12 protein-coding genes are annotated in these 17,262 nt (G+C 58.3%); 7 read left to right on the forward strand and 5 right to left on the reverse strand.

Annotated features, from left to right (window positions below):
- The first annotated feature begins 14 nt into the window (after positions 1–14).
- The 4 genes from gmk (at position 15) to WA411_RS18105 (ending at position 3,725) form a co-directional block, all read left to right on the forward strand.
- The gene (gene gmk, locus WA411_RS18090) at positions 15–647 is read left to right on the forward strand and encodes a guanylate kinase (protein WP_136630810.1); all 633 of its coding nucleotides are present in this window, start codon (positions 15–17) and stop codon (positions 645–647) included.
- An 87-nt stretch (positions 648–734) separates the two neighbouring features.
- Positions 735–947 carry a DNA-directed RNA polymerase subunit omega gene (gene rpoZ, locus WA411_RS18095; RefSeq protein ID WP_069184782.1) on the forward strand — a complete coding sequence of 71 codons (213 nt, stop codon included), beginning with the start codon at positions 735–737 and terminating at the stop codon, positions 945–947.
- Between the two features lie 171 nt (positions 948–1,118).
- Positions 1,119–3,260 (forward strand): RelA/SpoT family protein, encoded by a 2,142-nt coding sequence (locus tag WA411_RS18100; RefSeq protein WP_291910088.1) that lies wholly within the window; start codon positions 1,119–1,121, stop codon positions 3,258–3,260.
- A gap of 78 nt (positions 3,261–3,338) precedes the next feature.
- Positions 3,339–3,725, forward strand: coding sequence for a RidA family protein (locus WA411_RS18105; protein ID WP_008169589.1), 387 nt, complete (start codon positions 3,339–3,341; stop codon positions 3,723–3,725).
- A 72-nt stretch (positions 3,726–3,797) separates the two neighbouring features.
- Here WA411_RS18105 and WA411_RS18110 read toward each other — a convergent pair whose 3' ends face one another.
- Positions 3,798–4,664, reverse strand: a complete 867-nt coding sequence (locus tag WA411_RS18110; protein ID WP_291910084.1) for an NAD-dependent epimerase/dehydratase family protein — start codon at positions 4,662–4,664, stop codon at positions 3,798–3,800.
- A gap of 76 nt (positions 4,665–4,740) precedes the next feature.
- Between WA411_RS18110 and WA411_RS18115 the strand changes: the two genes are divergently transcribed.
- The 3 genes from WA411_RS18115 to WA411_RS18125 all read left to right on the forward strand — a co-directional run bounded on the left by WA411_RS18115 (position 4,741) and on the right by WA411_RS18125 (position 9,299).
- Entirely contained in the window at positions 4,741–5,700 is a 960-nt protein-coding gene (locus tag WA411_RS18115) for a hydrogen peroxide-inducible genes activator (protein ID WP_069184785.1), read from the forward strand.
- 8 nt (positions 5,701–5,708) lie between these two features.
- Complete coding sequence (gene recG, locus WA411_RS18120) at positions 5,709–7,784, forward strand: ATP-dependent DNA helicase RecG (RefSeq protein WP_291910081.1); 2,076 nt, start codon at positions 5,709–5,711, stop codon at positions 7,782–7,784.
- Between the two features lie 150 nt (positions 7,785–7,934).
- Positions 7,935–9,299 (forward strand): aminoacyl-tRNA deacylase and HDOD domain-containing protein, encoded by a 1,365-nt coding sequence (locus tag WA411_RS18125; protein ID WP_291910078.1) that lies wholly within the window; start codon positions 7,935–7,937, stop codon positions 9,297–9,299.
- A 335-nt stretch (positions 9,300–9,634) separates the two neighbouring features.
- Here the strand turns inward: WA411_RS18125 and WA411_RS18130 are convergent, their stop codons facing one another.
- The 4 genes from WA411_RS18130 to aupA all read right to left on the reverse strand — a co-directional run bounded on the left by WA411_RS18130 (position 9,635) and on the right by aupA (position 17,140).
- The gene (locus WA411_RS18130; protein WP_136631303.1) at positions 9,635–10,090 is read right to left on the reverse strand and encodes a DUF2489 domain-containing protein; all 456 of its coding nucleotides are present in this window, start codon (positions 10,088–10,090) and stop codon (positions 9,635–9,637) included.
- A gap of 19 nt (positions 10,091–10,109) precedes the next feature.
- Positions 10,110–12,404 (reverse strand): molybdopterin oxidoreductase family protein, encoded by a 2,295-nt coding sequence (locus WA411_RS18135; protein ID WP_291910076.1) that lies wholly within the window; start codon positions 12,402–12,404, stop codon positions 10,110–10,112.
- Between the two features lie 158 nt (positions 12,405–12,562).
- Positions 12,563–15,790 carry an Ig-like domain-containing protein gene (locus tag WA411_RS18140; protein WP_291910074.1) on the reverse strand — a complete coding sequence of 1,076 codons (3,228 nt, stop codon included), beginning with the start codon at positions 15,788–15,790 and terminating at the stop codon, positions 12,563–12,565.
- Positions 15,791–15,802: 12 nt separating this feature from the next.
- Complete coding sequence (aupA, locus tag WA411_RS18145; RefSeq protein ID WP_291910072.1) at positions 15,803–17,140, reverse strand: alkane uptake protein AupA; 1,338 nt, start codon at positions 17,138–17,140, stop codon at positions 15,803–15,805.
- Between the last annotated feature and the right edge of the window lie 122 nt (positions 17,141–17,262).

Genomic DNA, 17,262 nt, shown 5'->3' on the forward strand with positions numbered 1-17,262 from the left:
GGAGTTCTCGGGTTATGAGTCAGGCAGTTGAGCAGGGTACTCTGTACGTTATCTCCGCGCCATCCGGTGCCGGCAAGACCAGCCTTGTGGCGGAAATGCTCCGCAATGACGAGAAACTCGGCGTGTCCGTTTCCCATACCACGCGCACTATGCGAGAAGGTGAGCAGGACGGGGTGAATTATCATTTCGTGGGCAGGGTCGAGTTTGAGGCGATGATCGCCCGGGGCGATTTTCTTGAGCACGCCGACGTCTTTGGTAACTACTACGGTACCTCTCAGGTCTGGGTTCGGGAAACCCTGTCAAAGGGCCAGGATGTGATCCTGGAGATTGACTGGCAGGGCGCCGCCCAGGTGCGCCGACTGATTCCCGAGTGTGTCAGCATTTTCATCGTTCCTCCTTCGCCTGAAGTGTTGCGCCAGCGACTGGTCGGCCGTGGCACCGATGCGCCGGAAGTGGTGGAGCGTCGTTTGGCAGAGGCTGAGGAGGAGTGCCGTCACGCGGTGGAGTTCGATTACCTGGTGGTCAACGATGACTTCGCCGCTGCGCTCGCTGATCTGCTGGCCATTGTTCGCGCCCAGCGCCTGCGCATGGAGGTTCAGCAGCCCAGGCACCGGGCGCTCCTGGCGGGGTTGTCGGGCCCGCGCTGATACGGGGTTTTCCTGTATACAAATTGAACCGGTCACAGTAAACTGTGCGGTCTGCTGAAAACAGTCATTTTATGAGTCGGGGAAGTTATGGCACGAGTTACCGTTGAAGATTGTCTGGAAAACGTAGATAACCGCTTCCAGCTGGTAATGCTGGCAACCAAGCGTGCCCGTCAGCTCGCTACCAAGGGTGCCGAGCCGATGGTGGCTGAAGAAAATGATAAGCCCACGGTTATCGCCCTGCGCGAAATTGCCGAAGGCAAGGTTACTCGTGATCTGCTCAAGGAAGACGACGACGAGTAAGGCACCTGCGGCCAGGTATATAAGTATCTGTCCGCAAGTGAGAAGCATTGAAATCTGTCCCCGCGGTTTTATAGTGTAACTATAGAACGTTGCTGGAAGGACTATGGAAGGACCCGGATGCGTGCATTCGGGTTTTTTTGTCCCTGAATTTCATGGAATTGTGGAGGCGCGGTGTCGGCAGAGGCTACGGTTGAAGGACTGGCTCGAGAGCTGAGCTCCTATCTTGATACCAATCGCATCAACCAGGTGCGACGGGCCTACTATTACGCCGAGCAGGCCCATGAGGGCCAGATGCGCAAGAGCGGCGACCGCTACATTACCCATCCCCTGGCTGTTGCCCATATTCTCGCCGACCTGCGGCTGGATCATCAGAGTCTGATGGCGGCCATGCTCCATGATGTGATTGAAGACACCGGTATTCCCAAGGACGCTCTGGCGGAACAGTTTGGCGAGGACGTTGCGGAACTGGTGGATGGTGTCAGCAAACTGACCCAGATCGAGTTCCGCTCCAGGGCGGAAGCCCAGGCCGAAAACTTCCAGAAAATGACCCTGGCCATGGCGCGGGACATCCGGGTCATTCTGGTGAAGCTGGCGGACCGGTTGCACAACATGCGCACGCTCGGCCCGATGCCTTACGAAAAGCGCCAACGCATCGCCACCGAAACACTCGACATCTATGCCCCCATCGCGAACCGCCTGGGCATGCACTCCATCTGCACCGAGCTTGAGGACCTGGGCTTTACCTCCCTGTACCCCATGCGCTCCAAGTACATTTCCAAGGCCGTGGACAAACTCCGGGGCAGTCATCGGGAAATTATCGAGGATATCCGCGGGAAGCTGCAGGAAAAGCTGGAGGAGCGAGGCCTGCCGGGCCGGATTCTGGGCCGGGAAAAACACCTGAACAGCATCTATAACAAGATGAAGTTCAAGCAGAAGTCCTTCCATGAAATCATGGATGTGTATGCCTTCCGGATCATCACCGACACCGAAGATGACTGCTACCGCATCCTTGGCGCCGTTCACAGCCTGTACAAGCCGCTGCCTGGCCGGTTCAAGGACTACATTGCCATGCCCAAGGCCAATGGCTACCAGTCGCTCCATACCACTCTGTTCGGTATGCATGTGAACATCGAGATCCAGATCCGCACGGAGGAGATGGAGCACATCGCTAACAATGGTATCGCGGCTCACTGGATGTACAAGAACGAGCCCAGCAGCGTGACCAGCGTGAATCAGGCGCGGGTGGACCGCTGGGTGAAGGGGTTGATGGAAATGCGGGAGCGGGCCGATGACTCCATGGAGTTCATCGAACACGTGAAAGTGGATCTGTTCCCGGATGAAATCTACGTGTTCACGCCCAAAGGCCGCATCATGGAGTTGCCCAGCGGGGCAACGCCGGTGGACTTCGCCTACGCCATCCATACCGATATTGGTAACGCTACCGTCGCCTGCCGAATAAACCGCAACCTGGGTTCATTGAGTCAGCCTCTGCAGAGTGGCCAGACCGTCGAGATCATTACCGCACCCGGGGCCCGGCCTAATCCGGCGTGGCTGAGTTTTGTGGTGACCGGCAAGGCGCGCAGCAGTATCCGTCATGTGCTCAAGAGCCAGAAGCGGGCGGAATCGCTGGAGCTGGGCCGCACATTGCTCAAGAAGTCCCTCAAAGGCTTCGGCGCGAAACTGTCAGAGATAAGCGACGGCCAGAAGCAGGCGGTCGTGAATCATAATCAGGTGAACAGTTTTGATGATCTGATCAGTGACATCGGCCTGGGTAATCGTATGGCCTACCTGGTTGCCCGTCAGCTAGTCAGCGGCTCCGAAGAAACTGAGGCAGCTGAGGGGCCTCGCGATATTGAGGGTGGCAATCACAGCCCCGTGACCATCCGTGGCACCGAAGGTTTGCTGGTCCGGTTCGCCAGCTGTTGTAAGCCGATTCCGGGAGACCCGGTGGTTGGGGTGATGGATTCCGGCAAAGGCATGGTGATTCACTCTGATACCTGCTCCCGCTTGCCGGAGGATGACGAGGGCCGGGCCCGCCTGACCCACCTGAAGTGGGCCAAGGACATTACCGATGAGTTTTCCGTTGAACTGCGGGTAGAGCTGGAGCGCCAGCGTGGTGTGATTGCCGAGATGGCCAACGCGGTAGCCATGGCTGACGGAAACATCGAGCGCATTAATGTGGAAGAGCAGAATGCCCGGTTTGGCGTTGTCAGCCTGGTGGTGCACGTCAATGGTCGGCGGCACCTGGCTCGGGTAATGCGTCGAATCCGCAACATTCGTGCAATTACCCACATCAGCCGCGTGCGGCACTGAACCCGACCAAAGCCCGGTTGACAGGCGCGCGCCGCAAGGGCGACGATTGGCGTTTTGGATGAGAGGAAACCAAGGGTCATGACCAACAAATCTGTAATTCAGACCGAGAATGCGCCCCAGGCGATCGGTACATACTCCCAGGCGGTCAAGGCAGGGGACACCGTGTACCTGTCTGGCCAGATTCCGCTGGTACCGGAAACCATGGAAGTGGTCGCCGGCGATTTTTCTGCCAAGACCCGGCAGGTGTTTGATAACCTCAAGGCTGTCTGCGAGGCCGCCGGTGGCGAGCTGAAGGACATCGTGAAGCTGAATATCTACATGACTGATCTGGCGAATTTCGCCACGGTCAACGAGATCATGGCCACCTATTTCCAGGAACCCTATCCGGCCCGTGCGGCGGTGGGTGTCGCGGCGCTGCCCAAGGGTGTGCCCATTGAAATGGAAGCGGTGATGGTGCTCAGCTGAGACCTGATGACAGCAGAATTCAGAAAAGGCGGCCTCGGGCCGCCTTTTTTATTTAAATGCTGAGGGCTCAGCTCAGCCCTGGTCGATCATGGCACGGTAGCCGGCCCGGAAATCCGGATAGCGGAACTGAAAGCCGGTGCTCAGCAGTCTTTTGTTGCAGCAGCGTTTACTGCCGGCCCGCCCGCCTTTTCGGGCATTGGGCTTTGGCTCGGCACAGGGTGTTTGCTGCCGGACCCAGTCCACCACCTCATCAAGCCGCACCGGCTCGCAGTCGCTGGCAAGGTAGCAGGTTTGAAGAGCCGCTCCCGAAAGTGCCAGATTCACCAGATGGGCCGCCGCGTCTGCGGCATCGTCTTCATGAATCCGGTTGCTGAACGGTGCTGGCTTGGTCGGATTCATCCGTCCCGCCTGAACCTCCTCAAGAAAACGCCGCCGGGAGGGCCCATAAATCCCGCTGTACCGGATGATCGTTGCCGGATGGCCGCTTTCCAGCGCGGTCTGCTCACCGGCCAGAACCTGCTCGCCGCTGAACCGGACCGGTTTGGTAGGGCTGGATTCATCCACCCAGCTATCGTCATCCTGTGAATAGACACTGCTGCTACTGACAAAGAACAGGTGCTTCAGCGATTGACCGCCCAGGGCTTCCAACAAGTTTGCCAGGCCGGTCACGTAGGCGTCCCGATAACCCTGCTCATCGTAGCTGGAGGGCGTCAGGCAATAGAGAACGATGTCGAGCCCTTCCGGCAGTTTACCGCTGAGGGTTTCCGGTTGGGTCAGGTCGGCGCCGATACCTTGAATGCCCTCGGGAACCCGGTCGGGGTTTCGGCGCAGGCCGTACACGGTGGCCGAGGTTTCCAGTCGGCTGGCAATGGCACCCCCGAGTTTGCCGCAACCGGCCACCAGAATTCGGGGCGCCTTACTACCTTCGGTGATTGCCATAGACAATTTCAATCCTTATGCTTGACCTCATAAATTCGTGAAACTTCGACCCGCATCTTTATGACCGGAGCTCACCATGACTCTCACCGAGTTACGATACGTCGTTACGCTGGCCCGCGAAAGGCATTTTGGCCGGGCCGCAGAGCGTTGCCATGTCAGTCAGCCAACGCTCAGTGTTGCCGTTAAAAAGTTGGAGGATGAGCTCGGAATCCCGCTGTTCGAGCGAAGCAAAAGCAGCATTCGTGTCACCGAAACCGGGCTACGCATTATCGAGCAGGCCCAGCGTGTCCTTGATCAGGTAGGCCTGATCAAGGACATGGCACAGGATGGCAAGAACCAGCTCAACTCACCTTTGAAAGTGGGTGCCATCTATACCATTGGTCCCTATCTGTTCCCGCACCTGCTGCCGGAACTGCGGCGTGCTGCTCCGGAAATGCCGCTTTACATTGAAGAGAATTACACTGCCAACCTGAGGCAGAAACTCCGGCAGTCCGAGCTGGACGCCATTATTATTGCCCTGCCGTTTGAAGAGCCGGAAGTGGTTACCCTGCCGCTGTACGACGAGCCGTTTGTTGTCCTGCTGCCTGCCGGACACCCGCTGGCAAGCAAGGAGCAGTTGACGGCCGATGAACTGGCTAAAGAGCAATTGCTATTGCTGGGGCCAGGCCACTGTTTCCGGGATCAGGTGCTGGAGTCCTGTCCACCCCTGGTGGAGGCGGTAACGCATCGGGCCAACAACGGCTCACCGGCTCTGGTCACCGAAGGCAGTTCCCTGGAAACCATTCGCCATATGGTCGCCTCCGGTCTGGGCATCACGGTACTGCCACTCTCGGCCGCCACGGCCATGCAGTACCATGAGGACATTCTGGCCGTTCGGCCGTTCGCGCCGCCGGTGCCGTTCCGCACGGTGGCTCTGGCCTGGCGGGTTACCTTCCCCCGGCCCAAGGCTATTGATGTGCTGTCCCTGGCTGCCAGTCAGTGCCGGGTCATTGAAAAGGCGAAAACGGATACGCCGGCTGTGGCCGAAAGCGCCTGAGCCTGACTATGACGTCACTGGATGACATACCGGTCACCCAGCTCAAGGGCGTAGGGAACGCCCTGGCGGAGAAACTCGCCAAGCTGGGTATCACCTCCCTGCAGGATCTGTTGTTCCATTTGCCCCATCGGTACGAAGACCGCACCCGTATCGTACCCATGGGAAGCCTTCGCATTGGCGATGTGGCGGTGGTTGAAGGGGAGGTGATGAAAGCCGATCTCGTGATGGGGCGCAGGCGCAGCCTGCAGGTGACTCTGCGGGATAACAGCGGCTTCCTGGTGATGCGTTTTTTTCATTTCAACGCCGCCCAGAAGAACCAGCTGAGCGAGGGCGCCAGGGTTCGCTGCTTTGGCGAGGTTCGTCCGGGCCGTGCAGGTTATGAGTTTTACCACCCGGAATACCAGGTTAATCCACCGCCTATGCCAGCTGAAGGTGAGGCTACCCTGACGCCGGTTTACCCACTGACCGAGGGGATTCAGCAGCCCCGGGTGCGCTCGCTGTGCCAGCAGGCCCTGGGCTATCTCCAGCGGTTCCCGATTCGCGACTGGCTGCCGGAGAATCTGCTGGCCGAGTACCAGTTGCCCGGAATCACCGACGCCGTGCAGCTTGTGCATTCCCCTCCTGCGAGCGCACCGGTAAATCTCCTGATGGAGGGGCGTCACCCGGCTCAGCAGCGCCTGGTAATGGAGGAGTTGCTGGCGCACCAACTTAGCTTGCTTCAGGTACGCGAACAAATCCAGGCCAGGGAGGCGCTGCCACTTTTGCCCACGGGGGATCTGCCCGACCGTTTCCTGGATTCCCTGCCTTTCGCGCTCACCGGTGCCCAGCGTCATGTGCTGGCCGACATCCGTCAGGACCTGAGTCAGCCGCTGCCAATGCTCCGGCTTGTCCAGGGGGATGTTGGCTCCGGCAAGACCGTGGTGGCGGCGCTAGCCGCCTTGCAGGCCATTGGCGCCGGTGCCCAGGTGGCATTGATGGCGCCCACCGAAATCCTCGCTGAACAGCATTTCCAGAATTTCCGGGCCTGGCTGGAGCCACTCGGTATTCGCCTCGCCTGGCTATCCGGGAAGGTCAAGGGTAAGGCCCGGGCTGAAACACTGGACGCGGTCCAATCCGGCAATGCCACCGTGGTGATAGGCACCCATGCCTTGTTCCAGGAAGACGTTGAGTTTCACCGCCTTGCCCTGGTGATCGTGGACGAACAGCATCGTTTCGGCGTACACCAGAGGCTGGCCTTGCGGGAAAAGGGCGTGGGTGGGTCGCTGGCACCCCACCAGCTGATCATGACGGCAACGCCGATTCCCCGAACGCTGGCCATGAGCGCCTACGCAGACCTGGATACCTCAGTTATTGACGAACTTCCGCCGTGCAGAAAGCCGATAGAAACCATCGTGATTCCCGACAGCCGCAGGGAAGATGTGATTGAACGGGTTCGCAGCGCTTGCCGTGAAGGGCGACAGGCCTACTGGGTTTGCACTCTCATCGAAGAATCCGAAGCCCTTCAGTGTCAGGCGGCGGAGGTCACCGCTCAGGAGTTGGCCGAGCGATTGCCGGATCTGAAGGTGGGGCTGGTACACGGGCGGCTAAAGGCTCAGGAAAAGGCGGCGGTGATGGAGCAGTTCAAGGTAGGCGAATTGGATCTGCTGGTTGCAACCACGGTTATTGAGGTGGGCGTGGACGTACCGAACGCCTCGCTGATTATCATTGAAAACCCTGAACGGCTTGGGCTGGCACAGCTGCATCAGCTTCGCGGTCGTGTTGGCAGGGGCGAGCAGGCCAGTTTCTGTGTGCTGATGTATCACCCGCCGTTGTCTGTGAATGGCAAGGCACGGCTACAGGCCCTGAGGGACAGTCAGGATGGCTTCTTCATCGCCGAGAAAGACCTGGAAATCAGGGGGCCGGGAGAAGTGTTGGGGACCCGGCAAACCGGTATGATGCAGTTTCGGCTGGCGGACTTTGAACGGGACAAGGGCTGGATCGAGCCGGTTCGGGAAATGGCGCCAGGCCTGATGGCTCACCCGGAGATTGTCCGCGCTCTGGTTCGACGTTGGCTTGGTGAAAGAACCCGTTACGGTGATGTATAGAACGTCCATTCGGTCGCTGAGTGCGTATGAAAGCGGTCTGGAAATAGAGTTCGGTCAACGTCAGGGTAATTTCTTTGCCCTATACTGAGTTTAGTGTGAATTTCAGGCTCGGCGTATACGACGGAAAACAGGAATATTCGGGAGAGATTTATGGAATTACCTGTCGCAGTTCAGCAGGCTCTGGGGGAGACAGCAGCTGGTGTATCCCTGAGGGATGCAGGCCAGGCGAGCCAGAAAGAACTGTTGCGAATGGTTCTGCTCAGTGATGAGCAAGGGAATCTGCAGGTAATCTGCCGGCGCGACGATCTGATTGATCTGGAACAGCTGAACAAGCAGCTTGGCCGCGACCTGCGCCTGATGAAGCGGCGTGAACAGTTGCGGGTTCGGGAAAGGGCCGGTCTCAAGGCGCTTCCGGCTCTGCCGTCACTGACAGGCTGGCCAACCGTGGTCGATGAACGCGTGGATGACCTGCCGGCGGTTGCCCTGGAACTGGGCGAGCAGAATCTGGCGATGGTCATGCCAGCAGAGGATTTCCGGGCCCTGACCGCCAAGGCGGATCGGCGTTCCTTCGCCGTTGCTCCGGAATCCATCAACGTGAATCTTGATGACCACGGCAGGGATCGGGACCAGTTTCATTCCGCCATCAAGAAATTCACCGGCCTGAGAATACAGCAGCGACTGGAAGACACTCTGGAGCTGCCGCCTCTGCCGGAAACGGCCCAGCGGATTATCCATCTCAGGGTCAATCCCAACGCCGTCATGGGTGACCTCGTTGATATTGTCGAGAGTGACCCGAGCCTCGCGGCACAGGTGGTCAGCTGGGCATCCTCTTCCTTCTATGCGGCGGCAGGCCAGGTAAAGTCAGTGCACGACGCCGTTTCCCGGGTACTCGGTTTCGATCTGGTCATGAACCTGGCGATGGGCCTTTCACTCGGGCGGGCACTAAAACAGCCCCAGGATCACCCGGAGGGCTACGTTGATTACTGGCAGCAGGCAATCTGGCAGGCTCAGTCAGCGGGCATCCTGGCCAGCATGATGCCTCGTGGTGAGCGACCAGTGTTCGGCCTTGCCTACCTCGGCGGACTGCTCCATAACTTCGGTCATCTGGTTCTTGCACAGGTGTTCCCACCCCATTTCAAGCTGGTGTGCCGGTCACTGGAAGTAAATCCCGATATTGATTCTTCGGTTATCGAGCACTATCTGCTTGGCATTACCCGGGAACAGATCGCCGCCCAGTTGATGGAGAACTGGGGCATGCCGGATGAGGTCACCCTGGCGATCCGCTACCAGAAGAACCCCTCCTACGATGGCACTCACAGCGTCTATGCCAGGTTGCTGTGGTTGGGCCGTCAGTTGCTAACGGCCAGGGGCGTGGCTCTGGGCGCGGGAGAGGAAGTCAGTCAGGGGTTTTATGATGGGCTCGGGCTCGATCTGGCGCAGGTTGAAGAACAGTTTGATGAACTGGTTAACAGCAAGGACAGTGTGATGGCCATGGCCGGCATGATGAGCCAGTAATAAGCGATCTCTTCCAGATTCATGCCAAAAAAAGCCGGCCCCAAGGCCGGCAAGCTCACCCGCTTTATTGCAGTGTCGTCCAAACTTATCAGGAGAAAACAACGTTAGGTGGCACCTTCCGCAGATGATAGGTGCGTCCCTGATTTCAATTTAGACCCTGATAGAAAAAAGAAAAGTCAACAGTTGTAACTGTGAAGGAATGAGCAGGGTGTCAGTTTTTCGAATCTACAGAACCTTTTGATTTGCTGAACTAAAATATCTGTTTTACCACTATTCGAGTTACAAAATGTTACAAAAATGAGGTCTGACCAGTTGCTGCGAGCGCGTAACTGCGGTCAAAAAGAATGGTGTCGGACAGCCGTTGCCGCTCTGCGAATCTCGTCGGCGTGTTTCTGCTCAACCTCGAATCGTTCCTTGTCCATTTTATCCACGAACTTCGTTTCCGTTGCCTGACGGGCCCGATGGGTGGGCATGTGCTGCAGTTGGTCGTGTACTTCCTGAAAAATCCTGAAAGGCGCCTGATCCAACAACTCCGGGGCAATGTGGTCGAGGAGGCCCTTTAGCCTGAGGCAGGCTTCCGAGTATTCGATCTGGTCCTCTTCAACGGCCATAGCTATGACCCGGATACTGCGGATCATGTCTTTTCTGCGGTTGGTCTGGAACTCCTCGGCCTTGGCCTGCCGCTTGCGATTTTCCGAGAGCAATCCTATTTGACGGCGGATAAACACCAGCAAAAGGATGATGGCGACCAGGCCAGCGATGATCAGACTCCATTGCAGCCACTGGGGCATTATCGACTCCTTTTTTGAATCAAGCCCGTTTGCGTTGGCGCTCCGGGCGCCAGACTTTGACACTGACGGGTTGCCCATTCAATACGGAAGTACCGGAGAGCGGATCAATATCGCCGTCGCTGAGCACGTCGTTGATGCTGGCGCCAGCGTGGGCTGTAGCCACCGACTGGCCGGTGCCGTCCCGGTCATGGCCCCAGCCATGGGGAATGGACACCACGCCCGGCATGAGATCCTCGGTAATCTCGACCGGTAAAACAATCTGCCCGGATTCGGATGCAATCTCGGCGGAGTCAGCCGCCTGCAAACCCAGGCGACTGGCATCCCTGGGGTGGATCATCAAAGTGCAACGGTCCTTGCCTTTTACCAACCGCTGACTGTTGTGCATCCACGAGTTGTTGCTTCGGACATGGCGCCGGCCGATCAGTTGTAGGGAATCTCCTCCGGGAGCTGCCAGGGTATCGCGCAGCCTCCCTAGATCGTCAAGGTAGCGCCTGGGTGCAAGGTTGATCTTGCCGTCGCGTGTAAACAGCCGCTCTGGCAGGGATGGTCGCAGCGGCCCGAGATCGACCCCATTCGGGTTATCCTTCAGGGCGCTCAAGGACAGCCCCTTGGGTAGTTCGTCCCAGTGGCGGTTCAGGGGGCTGAGTTTGGCCAGGCCACGAAGCGGGTTTCGCTTCGGCAGGATGTCAATGGCGAGATCAACTGCGGGCTGCACAAAGCCCCGGGCGCGTCCGGCATCAGCGCCATAGGGACCTGAGCGCAACAGCAGATCAAGAATGGGATCGGGGCCAATCTGTTTGAAAGCGCGCCAGCCCAGCTCCGTGCGCATGGGGAGCTTCCCGCCCTTCTGGAGCTTTTCCAGCCGATGGGCCAGTTCCAGCAAGATCTGCCAGTCATGGCGGGTGTCCGGGCCGGCATCGAACAGTGCTTCGCTGTATTTGGCGAAATTGCGCACCGCAAACATGCTGAAAATCAGGTCGTAGTGGCTGCGTTCCAATGCCGCTGTTGGCGGCAGAATGATATCGGCATGACGGGTAGTTTCGTTCAGGTAATAGTCCACCGAGACCATGAAGTCGAGGCCGGCAAGAGCCTCTTCCAGGCGTCGCCCGTTAGGGCTGGAGAGCACCGGGTTGCCGGCAACGGTGACAAAGGCCCGGATCTGCCCTTCACCAGGTGTCAGCATCTCATCGGCCATGGTGCTGGCCGGGTACTCGCCGGCAAACTCAGGCAACCCCTTGACGCGGCTGTGGCGTTTGCCGAAGTGGCCTTTTTGACCGGCCATGGCGCCGAGTTCCACAAGATCGATCGCCGGTTGCGAAAACAGAACTCCGCCCGGCAGATCCAGTTTTCCGGTCAGGATATTAAGGCAGTAGGCCAGCCAGGTAGCCACACCGCCAAACGTCTGGGTGCTGGTGCCCATCCGGGTATACAGGGCCGCCTTCCGGGTATTGGCCAGTTGCCTGGCCAGCGCCCGGATGTCCTCTGCGGAGATGCCGGTGGGCTCGCTGACGGCCTCGGGGGTGAAGCTGAGGGCGGCCAGGCGCAGAAGGTCTACGTCCTTCACCAAGCGCTCGGCCGGTCCAGGATCCACCAACCCTTCTTCAAACAATGTGTGCACCATAGCCATCAGCATCAGGGCATCGCTTCCGGGCCGGATGAAATGGAACTCGTCTGCCAGTTTCGCGGTCTCGGTGCGGCGCGGGTCAACCACGATCATCCTGCCACCGCGCTGTTTCAGGGCCTTGAGCCGTCCTCGAAAGTCCGGAACGGTCATCAGGCTACCATTGGATGCCATGGGATTGGCGCCAATGCAGATAAACAGATCCGTGTGATCGATATCGGGAATGGGGAACAGAACCTGATGCCCGAACATCTCCAGGCTGGCCAGCATGTGAGGTAGTTGATCGTTCGAGGTTGCCGAGAACCGGTTCTGGGTTCCGATTGCCCGCAGCAACGGCATGGTGGCAACCAGAGAGCCGTGGTTGTGGACGTTCGGGTTGCCCAGATAGACGCCGATGCTGTTGCGACCGTGGTCCTGACGGGTCTGGTGGAGTTTTTCGGCAACCAGATCAAAGGCCTCGGCCCATTCCATTTCCTGCCAGCCGCTCTGGGTCTTCCGGACCGGCTTTTTCAAGCGGTCGGGATCCTCGTGCAGGTCTTGCAACGCAACCGCCTTCGGGCAGATATGTCCCCGGCTCAGTGGATCATTTTCATCACCCTTGATGGATGCGATCCGACCGTCCTTCAGTTCGATTGCGACACCGCACATGGCCTCGCAAAGGTGACAGGTACGATAGTGGGTGCCGTTTTCCATGAGGAGGTGCTCCTGGCGGGTTGTTATTGTGTTATCGCGGTTTCAATGTGCAACCAGATTAGCAGCAAATGACTGAGAGGGGGAATGGCCATGGGGTATCCTCCTTTGCAAAAAGGGCCAACCCGAAGGCTGACCCTTTGTGCGGACTCCAGAGCTCTTTAGTGGTCCACCGGTATCTCTTTGACCGGGTTGGAGATGAAGTTGAGGTAGACGCCCTGTTCGGGAATCTGAAGAGGCAGATCAATCGTCACAATTTCACCGCCGGGAACGCCCAGGGCTCGCGCCCGAACGTTGATGTCCACCAGATTGGAGTTGCGTTGCTCAATCTGCATCCGGCCGTCATCGAAAAAGGTGATATTGCCTTCGAGTTCAAGCACAAATTCCCTGCCATAAAGATCGTGACGGCCCCCGAGAGGAATTTCCATGTCCGGTGCATCCAGCATAAGTTCCGCCCGGGTCTTGAATACCGGTTGGCCATTGTCGCCTTCGGTGATCACCCCGGGTATCAGGCTGGAACGGCTGCAGGCCGGGCCCGAACACGCCGGATCGTCCTTGGCGTAGCGCATGCGGAGAACCTGGGTATTGGTAATGGATTCCTCCTGAAGTGGGATAAATCCAAAAACCCTGAGTTCTGTGAACACGCTGATCGAAGTGGTCGCCAATTGCGTGGGATACAGGTTCACCAGAATCCCTTCATCGCCGGTTGGTTCATACACGCCAGGGCCAACCACCTCCGTGTTCAGGGCATAGGTCTGATAGATGAACTTGTCTTTCGGGCAACGCTCGCCGGTTTCGCAGCCGACCCGGGCATCGGCAGTACTGGCGACAATAACAGGCGGAGAAGCGGAGGCCTCGTTATTGCGCACCCTCAGTTTGGTTGAATTGGCTGAAGCGGCCCAACCGTCAGCGTCGCTGCCTTCGTGCTCGAAAGGTTCGAGACAGTCCGGGTTGGTATTGGAGTTGCAATCCACAAGGAAATTGGCGTTGGTATCGCGGACTGGCAGGTTCCGAAGCGGCGTGAACACGCTGTCCAGCGGCTCTGTTCCAGTGAAATAGATCACCATGTCATCGGGACCGTTGTTGCTGCCGCCGTCATCCAGCCCTTCAAGCAGGTCGGTTTTCAGGGCTAATCCATCGGTGTCGCAAATCGAACCGTAGTTTCCGGCTGTACAGGTACCGGCGTCTTCGGATGATTTCAGGGTGTAGCGATAATGTGCGCCAGGCTCCCAGGGCTGGTCCGGGTAGAAGCGGATCCGCTGAAGGTTTTTCTCAAGCCGACCAGGCACATCGCTTTCCAGGACTGTCACCGAGCCATTCGGTTCCTGACTCACTTTTTCAACCATAAACGTGTCGCCGGGAACAATCGAATCCAGATCCATGGACTTTGAGAAGACCACGGTGATGGGGCGATCTGACGGCATGGTACTGACTGGTAGAATGTCTCCGACACCGCCATCCGAATAGCACTGCCCAAGTACGCCAGCGGAGAGGTCCAGCAGGCTGTGGTCGGTTTCGCATGGATAGCCCGGATAGGTGGTCAGGGCCAGGGCAGGGCGTCTGGTTACGGAGGAGTCCCCGATGTCATCCAGTGAAAACTGCAAGGGAGCGGTGGTGGCCGGGTTGCCGGCGAGATCGGTCAAACCATCAACAACGACTTCATAGTCGACTCCATGGCGAAGGCCACCGTCGGGATTGAGGATGATCGCCGTTCCGTCCAGCTTGGTCTCAAGTGCCTCGACGGGAACACCATCAGCGAAAAGCGAGATGCCGGAATCAATGGAGTCCTTGGACAGGGGCTCGTCAAAGAAGAGAATGACTGGATCCCCGGGCCGCTGCATGGACTGGCGCGTGTCTGGAATGGCATTGTCGGGGCCGGGCATCCAACTGACCAGGCTCGGTGGCGTGCTGTCCAATTCACGGAGCATTTCGGCATCAAGTACCGAGTCGGCATCGGTCGCGGCCTGCAGGTGGAACGCGATGGTCGAGTCAGTGTACTCCTGCCCCAGAAGATTGGGCTCCACCATGCCGATGGCGTCGATGGTCAGTACACCATCCTGCACCAGGGCAATGCCGCGCAGCTCCACACCCATCAAATCCTGAGACAGCGCCGCATTGGGTTGTGCGTTTTCGGTGTTCATGGAGACATCCATAAACAAGGTAATGTGCCTTGGTGCGTTGATGTCGTCGGTATAGGGGTTGGGGCTCAGATAGCCCGAGGCATCTGAGAGCATGGTGACCTTGATGTTGCCGGTCGTCTGGAGTTGGCCGGTGGCGGCATCCAGAACCGGCACTTCCCCACCCACGAGAACATCAAGACTGGTGCTGTTCAGCACGCTGCCGCGGGCAATGCGCAACGGCAGTGCTTCATCGGCTTCGAACGCTGGTGCAAAGGCCAGCTCCGCAAACAGGTCGCCGGTCTGTTGGGACGGGCCGGCTTCACCCTGCAGTACGGAATTGAGAGTTACGCCGTTGATGACCTGTCCGTTCAGAACTGACCGGGTTGCGTCCTCTTCCGCTGCGCCTGACGCCAGGCCGGAGTCAACAGCGGATTGCTGCAGCACCACGGTGGGTCCGGTTTCTCTGGGCGTGAATGTAAACTCGTGACTGAACCGATCGGTCTGCGGGGAGTTGAGGCTGGCCAGGTTTTCGAGTTGCAGCGTGTAGGTCTGGCTGGTATCCAGAACATCGTCCTTGCTGCCACATTCCCTGGGATCCTCGACCACGCAGGGATCCACGGTTATCCGGTTGCCTTTTACCCGAACCATCGCCGGGATTTCATCGCCGTTGCCATCGCGAAGCTGGATCGACCCGCCCAGGGCCTCCCACTCTGGGTGGACGGGATGGGTCATGGCCAACCGGAAGGTAGAGAAGTTCATGGCCTTGAACGGACCATCATTTGCCGGCACCTGCCAGGCAATACCAAAATCCTCGGCTGAGTTGGTTGTGCTCGCCGGCCCGGAAAAGCCGCCCCGGGTCTCGAACTGAATGCCGGCGTCACCCACCGCGTTGGGCGTGACGATCTGTCGACCACCTTCGGCCATCAGGGGCTCGCTAAAGGTCACCGTGTACGCGCCGAGCTGCTCGAGCTCTGAGTTAGGGGACAGCTTCAGGCTCTTACCCCCGTCCACCCGGCTGATCGAGAAGGGCACGGATTGGCCCTGGGATTCCACCAGGATCTTTTCTTCTAGGCCCGCATCCTCGTCGGTCAGCGCATGGCTGAAGCGAAGAACGATGTCTGCCTTCGGGCTGACCCCCGCCTGCCCGTCGGTCGGATAGGAATAGATCACAGAGCCGGGAGAGACTGTCTCGTTCATGGTCTGTTCGTCGCCGCCACAGGCGGCTAGCAACAGGGCGGGAGCCAGTGCCAGTGTCTTGTTGTACTTCATGGCGTGCCCTCCTTAAAACTTCAGGGTAATGGAGCCGCTGACAACGTGAACGTCGCCGTCTGCCGTAACCGGTGTTTCGTTGCCGTCAAAATCCACCAGCGTGAAATCCCGTTCCTGAAGCTGCTGGTACTGATAACCAATGTCCAGGCGGACGGGGTAGGCCAGCAGACGGGTGCGGTCGTACGTGGCGCTCAGGCCCAGGCCGACGACGATCTTGTCGGTATCGAGATAATTGATCTCCGGATTGCGAGTGGACTTGAGGGGGGATTCCTCGTAGGCCACGCCGCCACGTACGGAGAAGTTCTTGTTGAGCGCGTACTCGGCGCCGATTCGGGGAATCAGCACGTCGTCGAACTGAATCCGGCTACCCGCTGGCACCGACTGCTGATCCTTGATTGTGTCGGAAGAAAACTCGTTCTCCAGCTCTGACCAGTTTTGCTGCTCCACGCTGCCCCCGATCCGCCAGTTTTCGCCCCTGTACTGGGCACCAACACCAAAGGTTTCCGGTTGGAAGGAGTCAATGGTAGAGACCGCCAGACTCAGGCCCGGATCCGGTATGGTCTGGGTAACAATAATGTTGGAGTCCACCGATGTAGAAGCAGCTGACTTGGTGCGATAGGTGAATGCGGTTTCCCAGCCGTCCAGGAAACAGTCGCTGTCTGGGCAAAACGTGCTTCCCAGGTCGATGTTGGTGCCCAGGATCGTTTTCAGTGAGGGTTCAGCGTTGACTGCCAGTCGCTCGCGGCTGGTTTCGCCACCGAGGGTCGAGACCGCGTCAAGGTTTGCCTGGGCATCCAGGGTAACGCGCACCGAGGCACCGGCGGAGATGCCACGCCAGATCGGCGTAGCGCCCCCGAAATTCAGGAACAGGGGCTCTTTACCATACTGCAGGAACTGGCCGTTCTCCGTGGTTTGCGAATCGAACGCCAGCATTTCCTTGCCGTATTTCTCGACGCCGGCAATAAAGCCCAGATAGATTGGATGCTTGAAGCGAGTCAGAGAACCCAGGTTGGTTTTCATACCAATAAGCACGTGCTGGCTTGGCGAGTTGGCCAGAATATCCCCATTTGCATTCGGGTTGGCAGAACGAAGTTCCTGCTCAGCGTGCAGAATGCCGGCTGTCAGCTCACCACGCTCATCCTTGGTCAAGTAAGCGGGGTTGTAATAGGTGGCGGATACCTGATCGTTAAACATCGACAGGGACTGAGCCGTTGCAACATCAACCGGCATGACACCATAGGTGGTGCCCAGGTTGCCCATGCTGGCTTGAACGGAAAAAGAGAAACCGACAGAGGCGGTGGCGATCGCAAGGGAAAGTGCCCTTGACCGGGAACGGAAGGAAAAAGCCATTGATACACTCCATTACTTCGTTGTTTTTATACTCGTGCCGTGAGGTGTCCTTGCACGGCTGGTATTTTTGTTCAGGAGGTAGTGTATTCGGCTTGTCTTTTGGGGACGTTGGCTTTTTTGAC

This window comes from Marinobacter sp. CH_CUG1437-1, assembly GCF_037029655.1.
Classification (GTDB): Bacteria; Pseudomonadota; Gammaproteobacteria; order Pseudomonadales; family Oleiphilaceae; genus Marinobacter; species Marinobacter salsuginis.

What these genes read in the sequence shown, in the direction of transcription:
- aupA (WP_291910072.1), bottom strand. Translation starts at nt 17,140, where the DNA reads ATGGCTTTTTCCTTCCGTTCCCGGTCAAGGGCACTTTCCCTTGCGATC.
- gmk (WP_136630810.1), top strand. Translation starts at nt 15, where the DNA reads ATGAGTCAGGCAGTTGAGCAGGGTACTCTGTACGTTATCTCCGCGCCA.
- WA411_RS18115 (WP_069184785.1), top strand. Translation starts at nt 4,741, where the DNA reads ATGACTCTCACCGAGTTACGATACGTCGTTACGCTGGCCCGCGAAAGG.
- WA411_RS18135 (WP_291910076.1), bottom strand. Translation starts at nt 12,404, where the DNA reads ATGGAAAACGGCACCCACTATCGTACCTGTCACCTTTGCGAGGCCATG.
- WA411_RS18110 (WP_291910084.1), bottom strand. Translation starts at nt 4,664, where the DNA reads ATGGCAATCACCGAAGGTAGTAAGGCGCCCCGAATTCTGGTGGCCGGT.
- WA411_RS18140 (WP_291910074.1), bottom strand. Translation starts at nt 15,790, where the DNA reads ATGAAGTACAACAAGACACTGGCACTGGCTCCCGCCCTGTTGCTAGCC.
- recG (WP_291910081.1), top strand. Translation starts at nt 5,709, where the DNA reads ATGACGTCACTGGATGACATACCGGTCACCCAGCTCAAGGGCGTAGGG.
- WA411_RS18105 (WP_008169589.1), top strand. Translation starts at nt 3,339, where the DNA reads ATGACCAACAAATCTGTAATTCAGACCGAGAATGCGCCCCAGGCGATC.
- WA411_RS18125 (WP_291910078.1), top strand. Translation starts at nt 7,935, where the DNA reads ATGGAATTACCTGTCGCAGTTCAGCAGGCTCTGGGGGAGACAGCAGCT.
- WA411_RS18130 (WP_136631303.1), bottom strand. Translation starts at nt 10,090, where the DNA reads ATGCCCCAGTGGCTGCAATGGAGTCTGATCATCGCTGGCCTGGTCGCC.
- rpoZ (WP_069184782.1), top strand. Translation starts at nt 735, where the DNA reads ATGGCACGAGTTACCGTTGAAGATTGTCTGGAAAACGTAGATAACCGC.